Source organism: Corallococcus sp. CA047B (assembly GCF_003612065.1).
GTDB lineage: Bacteria > Myxococcota > Myxococcia > Myxococcales > Myxococcaceae > Corallococcus > Corallococcus praedator.
Window position 1 is genome coordinate 1 of sequence record NZ_RAWD01000385.1, and the last position, 8024, is coordinate 8024.

9 protein-coding genes are annotated in these 8024 nt (G+C 68.8%); 6 read left to right on the forward strand and 3 right to left on the reverse strand.

Annotation, left to right across the window (positions count from 1 at the left end; genetic code table 11):
- Positions 1-31 precede the first annotated feature (31 nt).
- Both D7X74_RS36520 and D7X74_RS36525 read left to right on the forward strand, forming a co-directional pair.
- Positions 32-661 (forward strand): gamma-glutamyl-gamma-aminobutyrate hydrolase family protein, encoded by a 630-nt coding sequence (locus D7X74_RS36520; protein WP_147446814.1) that lies wholly within the window; start codon positions 32-34, stop codon positions 659-661.
- Positions 658-1431 carry an NTP transferase domain-containing protein gene (locus tag D7X74_RS36525; RefSeq protein WP_120537606.1) on the forward strand — a complete coding sequence of 258 codons (774 nt, stop codon included), beginning with the start codon at positions 658-660 and terminating at the stop codon, positions 1429-1431. Before D7X74_RS36520 ends, D7X74_RS36525 begins: the two co-directional genes overlap by 4 nt.
- A gap of 4 nt (positions 1432-1435) precedes the next feature.
- On the opposite strand, the gene D7X74_RS36530 is transcribed toward D7X74_RS36525, so the two are convergent.
- A complete protein-coding gene (locus tag D7X74_RS36530) occupies positions 1436-1951 on the reverse strand; it encodes a hypothetical protein (protein ID WP_120537607.1) in 516 nt (171 codons plus the stop codon).
- Positions 1952-2087: 136 nt separating this feature from the next.
- Here D7X74_RS36530 and D7X74_RS36535 point away from each other — a divergent pair, with 136 nt between their 5' ends.
- The 4 genes from D7X74_RS36535 to D7X74_RS36550 all read left to right on the forward strand — a co-directional run bounded on the left by D7X74_RS36535 (position 2088) and on the right by D7X74_RS36550 (position 5745).
- Positions 2088-3677, forward strand: a complete 1590-nt coding sequence (locus tag D7X74_RS36535; RefSeq protein ID WP_233602411.1) for a serine hydrolase — start codon at positions 2088-2090, stop codon at positions 3675-3677.
- A gap of 25 nt (positions 3678-3702) precedes the next feature.
- Entirely contained in the window at positions 3703-4719 is a 1017-nt protein-coding gene (locus D7X74_RS36540; RefSeq protein ID WP_120537608.1) for a hypothetical protein, read from the forward strand.
- Positions 4720-4822: 103 nt separating this feature from the next.
- On the forward strand, positions 4823-5227 hold the full coding sequence (locus D7X74_RS36545; protein ID WP_120537609.1) for a PaaI family thioesterase: 405 nt from the start codon (positions 4823-4825) through the stop codon (positions 5225-5227).
- 20 nt (positions 5228-5247) lie between these two features.
- Positions 5248-5745 (forward strand): hypothetical protein, encoded by a 498-nt coding sequence (locus tag D7X74_RS36550; RefSeq protein WP_147444142.1) that lies wholly within the window; start codon positions 5248-5250, stop codon positions 5743-5745.
- A 97-nt stretch (positions 5746-5842) separates the two neighbouring features.
- Here D7X74_RS36550 and D7X74_RS36555 read toward each other — a convergent pair whose 3' ends face one another.
- Together D7X74_RS36555 and D7X74_RS36560 are read right to left on the reverse strand one after the other, a co-directional pair.
- Complete coding sequence (locus tag D7X74_RS36555; protein WP_233602412.1) at positions 5843-6901, reverse strand: Gfo/Idh/MocA family protein; 1059 nt, start codon at positions 6899-6901, stop codon at positions 5843-5845.
- A 34-nt stretch (positions 6902-6935) separates the two neighbouring features.
- On the reverse strand, positions 6936-8024 hold a 1089-nt coding region (locus D7X74_RS36560; RefSeq protein WP_233602413.1), incomplete at its 5' end, for an alpha/beta fold hydrolase.

An 8024-nucleotide genomic window follows, 5' to 3' on the forward strand; every position in this document is an offset into this window, starting at 1 on the left:
ACGCTGGACTGCGGGGGGCGCAGGCTGGTCCATGAGTGAGCGCCGCGTGGTCCTGGTCACCCAGCGCCGCGACCGCGTCCCGGATCGTCTGGAGGTGAGGGATGCGCTCGAGGACTCCTGGGCCTCGTGTCTGTGGGAGGCGGGCTGGGTGCCGTTCCCCGCGGTGAACATGGCCGCTGCGGCCGCTGCCCAGTTCGAGGCCCTCCGTCCGGGACTCGTCATCCTCAGCGGGGGCAACGACGCTCCGGGGACGGGGCAGGAGCCGGTGCCCGCCCGGGACGAGACGGAGTCCGTCCTCCTGTCGCTCGCCGCCCGGACGGGGACGCCGCTGCTGGGAGTGTGCCGGGGCGCGCAGATGCTCGCGCTCTCCGCCGGGATGAGGCTCGTGCGCGTGGAGGGCCACGTGCGCGTGCGCCATGCGCTGACGGGCCCGCTCGCCAGCGCGTGGCGAGGCCCGTCGGAGGTGGCGAGCTTCCACCACTGGGGCGTGGAGGAGGACTCCCTGCCCGCCGGGTGGGACGTCCTCGCGCGCGCGGAGGAGGGTGGGGTGGAGGCCTTCGCGAACAGGGAGCGGCGCGCGCTCGGAGTCCTCTGGCATCCCGAGCGCGAGCCCCACCACCTTCCCGCAGTCCTCGAGTACCTGGAGGCGTACGAATCGTGAAAGCAATCATCCTGGCCGCGGGTCTGGGAACCCGCATGGGGCCGCTGGCGGCGAGCCGGCCCAAGTGTCTGGTGGAGCTGATGGGCGCGCCGCTGCTCGACCACCAGTTGGCCGTCTACAAGCACTTCGGCGTGGACGTCACGGTGATGGCCGGCGCGCATCCCGAGCAGATTCAAGCGGGGCGGGACGTGCGCGTCGTGGTGAACCCGGCCTACACCACGGGCAACATGGTCGCCACGCTGCGCTTCAGCCTGCCCGTGGTGCCCCGGAGCGAGCCGGTCCTCGTCGCCTACGGGGACATCGTCTTCTCGCGCGAGGTCCTGGGGACGATGCTGGCCGCGTCGCGAGACATCGACGTCGCCATCGACACGCAGTGGCGCCGACTCTGGGAGCTGCGGATGGAGGACCCCACGACGGACTGCGAGTCATTGCGCCTGGAGGGTGAGCGCATCGTGGAGATTGGCGCGCGGGTGCGCTCGGTGGAGGAGGTGCAGGGGCAGTACATCGGCCTGCTGCGGTTCGGGCCCGGCGTCCTGCACTCGCTCTACGAGCGCTTCGACCTGCGCGTGGCGAAGGATCCCCGCTACTGGAACACGTCGATGACGGCCTTCCTCCAGGACCTCATCGCGGAGGGCGTGGCGGTGCACGCCGTGCCCATCGCGTCCGGCTGGCTGGAGGCGGACAACGCGGAGGACCTGCGCCGCTACACCGAGGCCCACGCCTCGGGAGCCCTGGCGGACCTCTGGTCTCCCACGGCGCTCCCCCGCTGAAGCCTCAGATGAGGCGCACCCGAGCGTCCCCCGCGTCCTGGAGCAGGGAGAAGCCGGCGCGGTAGCGCTCCTGGATGTCGGGGACGGAGGTCAGCGCGCGGACGGCCGCGTCCCAGTCCGGCCAAGTGAGCTGCTCCGAGCGGACGGCGTCGCTGAAGGGCGAGTCGTCCGTGAGGTGGAAGTGCACCTGTCCGACGTCCTGTCGGGGCCCCGCGTTGACGAGCACCGACGCGGGGGCCCGCTGCCGGGCGCTGGCGATGAGCGCGAAGAGGCTGGCGCGAAGTCCGGCGTGGCGCGGGTGCGCCAGGGCAAAGACATCCGGCACTCCCCGCAGGGGGACGGCGATGTGGTGGAAGGTTCCGTAGACCGGGCGTGGGTGGCGGTAGACGGCGGCCAGCTCCGAGCGCTCCACGGAGGTGAGCGGCAGGAGCCGATCCGCGTGCGCGAAGCCGAAGCGCACCAGGGAGCCGGAGGCCGGGGTCCTCGCCATCCGGAACGCCAGCTGTTTCAGGGTTGCCATGAACGTCCTTCGCTCGGGTGTCAGTCGAAGGAATCATGTCCTCGCGGTCTGACAGACTTCGCCGCCGATGTCAGACACCCTCGACAGGGCTCCCTTCCATCCTATGCTTTCGGCCGCCACTCCAAAGGGAGAATGCATGGACGTGATGCACACGCAGGCCCTGAGCAGCGCCAGGAAACACGTCGTCGGAGGGTGGGGATGGCACGGTCCGTCCCTGCTCGCGGCCGTGCTGTTCGCTGGCAATGTCCTCGCTGCCGCACCCGAGGCGAACGGCCAGACGCCCAACGTGTTCGCCGCCCTGGAGCACGGCCTGCGTCCCTCTACCCTCAAGTCAGGCGAACCGCTGCCGGGCTGGTCGCTGCAGGAGCGCATGGCCTACCACCACGTGCCGGGCGTGGCCATCGCCGTGCTGAAGGGCGGCAAGGTCGTGCAGGCCGCGGGCTTCGGGGTGCGTGAGGCGGGCACCCAGGACGCGGTGAACGCGGACACCCTGTTCTCCGTCGGCTCGGTCAGCAAGGTCGTGACCGCCGCCACCACGCTGCGCAGGGTGGCGGCCGGCAAGCTCGACCTGGATCGCGACGTCAACACGTACCTGACCTCGTGGCGGATCCCCAAGGCGCCGGCCTTCGCTCAAGACAAGGTCACCCTGCGGATGCTGATGTCGCACACCTCGGGCCTGACCGTGTGGGGCTTCGAGGACTACCTGCCGAACGAGAAGCTGCCGACCCTGGTGCAGACGCTCGACGGCGTGGCTCCGGCCAAGAACGAGCCCATCCGCATCGACTTCGAGCCGGGCACGCGCATGCGCTATTCCGGCGGCGGCGTCACCGTCGAGCAACTGGTGCTGGAGGACACCACGCGCAAGCCGCTCGAAACCATCGCCCGGAGCGAGCTCTTCCAGCCTGTAGGGATGCGCCGAAGCACCTTCGTCAATCCGTTGCCGGCCAGCCTGGGCAACATCGCCAAGGCCCACGACAAGGACGGACAGCGCGCTGCATTGCCGCGAGGCTGGGAGACCTTCCCGGAGCAGGCGGCGTCGGGACTGTGGACCAGCGCCAACGACCTGGGCGCCTTCGTCGGCGCATTGATCAACAGCTATCAAGGCAAGGGCGGCTTCCTGCCGCAGCCGCTCGCCCTGCAGATGATGACGGAGGTCACTCCGAGCCTTCACGGGCTCGGACCCCGCCTGGAAGGCGATGGCCAGACCCGCGTCTTCCATCACGGTGGCTCCAATGACAGCTACCGCGCCTGGATCGAGGGCTACCTGGAGACCGGCGACGGCATGGTCATGCTCACCAATGGCCCCGGAGGCACCCAGTTGATGGTGGAGATCCGCAACGCGCTGTCGGATGCACTGGGCCGCGGCATCAACCCGCTGGAGCGCACGGTGGAGCTGGCCCCGACCGTGTTTGCTGATTACACCGGCACCTACCGCCTCGATGCCGGCGTGCCAAACGACCTGACTGGCAACCTGGCCGGCCACTTCGCCTCCGGCACGCTCAAGGTGGGCATCACCGAGGGCGCCGTGACGGTGGCCGAGGACAAGCAGTCGCCGAAGACGCTGCGGCCGCTCTCCCCGACGCGCTTCCTCGGCCCGGTTGAAATCCTCCCACTCCGGTTCGAGTTCCTGCGCAATGCCAGGGGGCAGGTGTATGCCCTGTTCGTGGAGCGCGGAAACGCCAGGGTCTACTTCCGCCGTGACGCAGGCAAGGTGGTCGCGCAGTAGGCTGTCTACGGGGAGGGGAGGAAACATGAGTGGAGACAACGAGGGGAAGTCGACCCAGGTCAGGCCCGAGCCCAACGGGAGGCTCGTCCTGCACAAGCTGCTCGACAATCAGTTCATGGAGATGGGGCGCCTGCCGCTTCCGGAGAACTGGATCCTGAACAACGGCAAGGCCGCCATGAGCGGTCCGGGCAACGTGAATGTCTTCATGCTCCCGCTCAAGACGTTCACGTTCTCCAACGACCCCATGATGCGGGAGGTGTACCGCCAGAGCGGTGCTCCGATGCGGCCCTTCTACTCCATGGATCAGGTCGTCCAGGAGGACCTGATGCCGACCGCGAGGCAGGAGGGCTCGCAGTTGGTGCGGCAGTACGACGCGCCGGGGGTTGCGATGGCCGACAAGGGCTTCTCGGACCTGCTCTACAAGGTGGGACCGGTCCGGCAGCTCTTCCTCGCGCGGGTGACGGAGTGGGCCAGAACGAGCGGCAAGCCCTACCTGGTGCTGATCCACCTGAACGCGACCGACATGGGGAACATGGTCAGTTGGAACTACTACTGCCACACCCTCGACGCGCCGGAGGAGCGGTACGAGGAGAGCAAGGGCTTCGTCCTGAATGCCTTGGCGAACGTCCAGTACAATCCCGAGTACGTCCGGGCGTACAATCAGGGCGAGATGGCTCGGGAGCAGTCGAGCTGGGCGGGGCACCAGCAGCGCATGCAGGCCAACAAGGCGGCCTTCGAGGCGCAGCAGCGGACCTTCCACGAGAAGAACGACGCCATCAATGCGTCCATCGCGGCGACCTACGCCCAGAACAGCGCCACGTCGGATCGCATCCACCACCGCTCCATGAACGCCATCAAGGAAGAGGAGACGGTCCGCAACACGGCCGACGGACAGCGCTACCAGGTGCAGGCGGGCGCCACCCGGTACTGGATGAATGACAGCGGTCAGTACGTGCCGTCGAACGACCCGAACTACGACCCCAACCGGGACCCGCGCTTCAACCACCAGCAGTGGAAGAAGGCTGACATCGAGAACCCGTGAGGACTCGAGCGCTTCCCGGATGACCGGGCTTCGGCTTCCTGGATGGACACCCGCTTTCGCGCCATGCTCCTGCAACCTTCCTTCTTGAACGCAGGAGCATGAAGTGGACGACCTCCAGGAGTTCGCGCGCCAGGTATTCGCCTCCCAACCCTTCAGCCAGTTCCTGGGCGCTCAGCTCGCGAGCAGCGGGCCTGGGACCGCGGAGCTGCGGCTGCCCGTTGTCGATCAACTGAAGCAGCAGCACGGCTTCGTCCACGGGGGTGTGCTCAGCTACCTCGCGGACAATGCCATCACGTTCGCGGGCGGGCTGGCGCTGGGCGGAAACGCGCTGACGTCCGAATACAAGATCAACTACCTGAAGCCGGCGCTGGGAACGCTGCTCATCGCGCGGGCGCAGGCGAAGAGCGTGGGGAAACGTCAGGCCGTCTGCCAGTGCGAGATCTTCGCGGTGCAGGACGGCGAGGAGAAGCTGTGCGCGGTGGCCCTGGGGACGGTCGTGGCCGCGTGAGTGTGGTAGAGGGCCGCGACATGAACCTCTCTCGATTGTCGCTCACGGGCCTGGGCGTGGCGTTCCTGGTGATGGGCTGCGGTGGAAGCCGGAGCAACTCCAAGGTGGACCTGTCTGGAATGGGGCCGTCCATGAACGCCAAGCGCTATGCGAACCTGGAGAAGCTCGCCGCCAAGGACCTCAACTGCACCGAGGAGCTGACGCCGACCTATCTTGGTGAGAACCAGTATCAGATGAGTGGCTGCAACGCCGACACGACCTACGAGCTGCGCTGCAAGATGGGGCAGTGCGCCTGGGTTCCCGATGTGAAGGGCCGTGCGGCGTTCGACCTGGACTGTGAGCGGGCGAAGCTCACGACGACCCGGCTGGACCCCGTCACGGTTGGAGTCTCGGGTTGTGGAAGGCGCGCGGCCTACCGGCTGTTGGGAACGGTCCACTCCTTCTCCTGGACGTTGAATTCGCCCGTGACCCAGGAGGAGGCGCCGCCGGCTTCGCCTGCCACGGGCGCGGTGCCATAGCGCCTCTCCAAATCTCTGAGCGCGGTGTCTGACCTTGGACCTCCAGGGCCTGCTTGGATGCGCAGGCCCGGGGCTGCCAGTGCCCACCGCGCTCGACTCAGCGGACGGGCCCGCCTGCGCTGCCGGAGGCTCCAAGCTGCCCGCGCGCCGAGTCGATGGTTTCGAGCACGGCGATGCTGCGCTCGAGCGGATGCAGCGGTGACTCCGTGAGTCCCTCGGCGATGTGTCGTGCGACCGCGGCGGCCTGATAGGCGAGGCCCTCGCTGCCGTGGATGCCGGACGGGTCGGTCCAGCGCAGTTGCTGGTCCGACCTCGCGGCCTTCAACGTGAAGCCGCCGGGAGTGAAGAAGCGCGAGTCGAGCTGGAGGCGCGCGTGCGTGCCCGCGATGACGGCTTCCTGGGGCGTCTCCGCGAAGAGGGTGGTGTGCAGCAGCGCCTGGGCCCCCGTGGCGTAGGTGAGGACGAGGGCCGCCTGCCCGTCCACGCCTGTCTGGGTGAGGGAGCCTGTCGCGTGCACGTGCGGAGGCGGGCCGAGCACGAAGTGCGCGAGCCAGATGGGATAGATGCCGATGTCGAGCAGGGCGCCGCCGCCGAGCGCGGGGTTGAAGATGCGGCCTTCAGGCTCGAAGTCGAAGCGGCCCCCGAAGTCCGCCATGACGAGCCGGAGGTCTCCGAGCACGCCTTCGCGCAGCAGTCGTTCGATGAGCAGCGTCTGGGGAAGGAAGCGCGACCACAGGGCCTCCATGGCGAAGACGCCCGCGGCGCGAGCGGCCCGGGCGATGTCGCGGGCCTCGCCAGCGTCGAGCGCGAGAGGCTTCTCCACGAGGACGTGCTTGCCGGCGGCGATGGCGAGCAGGGCCTGGCGCTTGTGTTCGCTGTGGGGAGACGCCACGTAGACGATGTCGACGAGGGGATCGGCGACGAGCTGCTCGTAGGACGCGTGGACGCGCGAGATGCCGTAGGTCGCGGCGAAGCGCCCGGCGCGTTCGGGATCCCGCGAGGCGACCGCGTGGACGCGCTGGTCGGTGTGGTGATGCAGGGCCCAGACGAAGCCTCCCGCGATCCGTCCGGGCGCGAGCACGCCCCAGCGCAGCGTGGGACCTCCGCGCAAGGGAATGGCTTCGGCGGGGGGGAGGGTCGTCGGGAAGAGGCTCACGGCCCCGAATCTAGCCGCTGGGCGACGTCGTTTCTCAGCCGCCCTTGGGCATGTTCAAGGCCATGGCCACCAGCGAGAGGGTCAGGTCCTCGGGCTGGTAGGGCTTGAACGGGTTCAGCGTCGTCCCGGTGGAGTCGAGGTGATCCAGCCCGTGCAGGGTCACGGACTTGGAGCCGGGGATGAACGCGTCCTGCGGGAGCACCAGGCCGTCCGACTTCACGCCGTAGCGCTGCTGCATGTACTCCTCGGCGACGAACAGCGGCGAGGTGGGGTTGGCGGTGGTGGAGGCCATGCACACGGTGGGGATGCCCGCGGGCATCGGGTGCTCGGCCAGGAACTTCTTGCGCGAGTCGTACGTCAGGTCCTCACCGGCCTGGATGCTGCCGCCAATGGCCTCGATGGCGCCGCCCACGCCGTAGCGCACCAGCGGGTTGTCCAGCAGGTCCTGCGCCATGGGCGAGCCGCCGTACGGCGACTGGATGGTGACCAGGGCGCGCACGTGCTCCTTGAGCTCCGGGTACAGCGCCAGGGCCGCCGCCGAGTCCAGGCCGCCCTTGCTGTGGCCCATCAGCACCACCTGCTTGCCGTTCTTGGCGGCTTCCAGCACCGCCTGCCGGACGATGGCCGCGTTGTGCTCCACGCCCATGTCCGTGTCCACGGGCACCCGGCCCACCTGCAGCCCCTGGGCCTCCAGCGCGTCCAGGTTCTTGTCGAAGTAGATCTCCTTGGGCGCCGCCTCCGACAGCAGCCCGCCCACCGCCAGGAACACGCAGTCCTTGGCCTCGGGAGGCAGCACGTTCTGGCCCGTGCGCACCGCCTGGTTGAGCTTCTGGAACTCCGCGGTGGAGTCCTTGGCCGGCGGATACGCCTTCTGGATCCAACCGATCTTGTCCGCCTCGCCCTTGCCCGGCCAGGGGATGGGCAGGCGCAGGCTGTTCACCTGCGAGAGCGCATTGCCCCGCTGAGAGCCCGCCGGAGCCGCCGTGCTGAAGCTGTCGCGCGCCGCCACGGCGTTGAAGCCCAACGCGGACCTGGACCGGGTGGAGGCTTCCGGCGCGACCCGCGTCTGGAGGGGCGACGTGGGGCTGGAAGGACGCTTGACCTGGACCATGAGGGGGACCTC

Coding starts and splice junctions, on each gene's coding strand:
- D7X74_RS36550 (WP_147444142.1), top strand. CDS start 5,248: ATGAACCTCTCTCGATTGTCGCTCACGGGCCTGGGCGTGGCGTTCCTG.
- D7X74_RS36520 (WP_147446814.1), top strand. CDS start 32: ATGAGTGAGCGCCGCGTGGTCCTGGTCACCCAGCGCCGCGACCGCGTC.
- D7X74_RS36540 (WP_120537608.1), top strand. CDS start 3,703: ATGAGTGGAGACAACGAGGGGAAGTCGACCCAGGTCAGGCCCGAGCCC.
- D7X74_RS36530 (WP_120537607.1), bottom strand. CDS start 1,951: ATGGCAACCCTGAAACAGCTGGCGTTCCGGATGGCGAGGACCCCGGCC.
- D7X74_RS36535 (WP_233602411.1), top strand. CDS start 2,088: ATGGACGTGATGCACACGCAGGCCCTGAGCAGCGCCAGGAAACACGTC.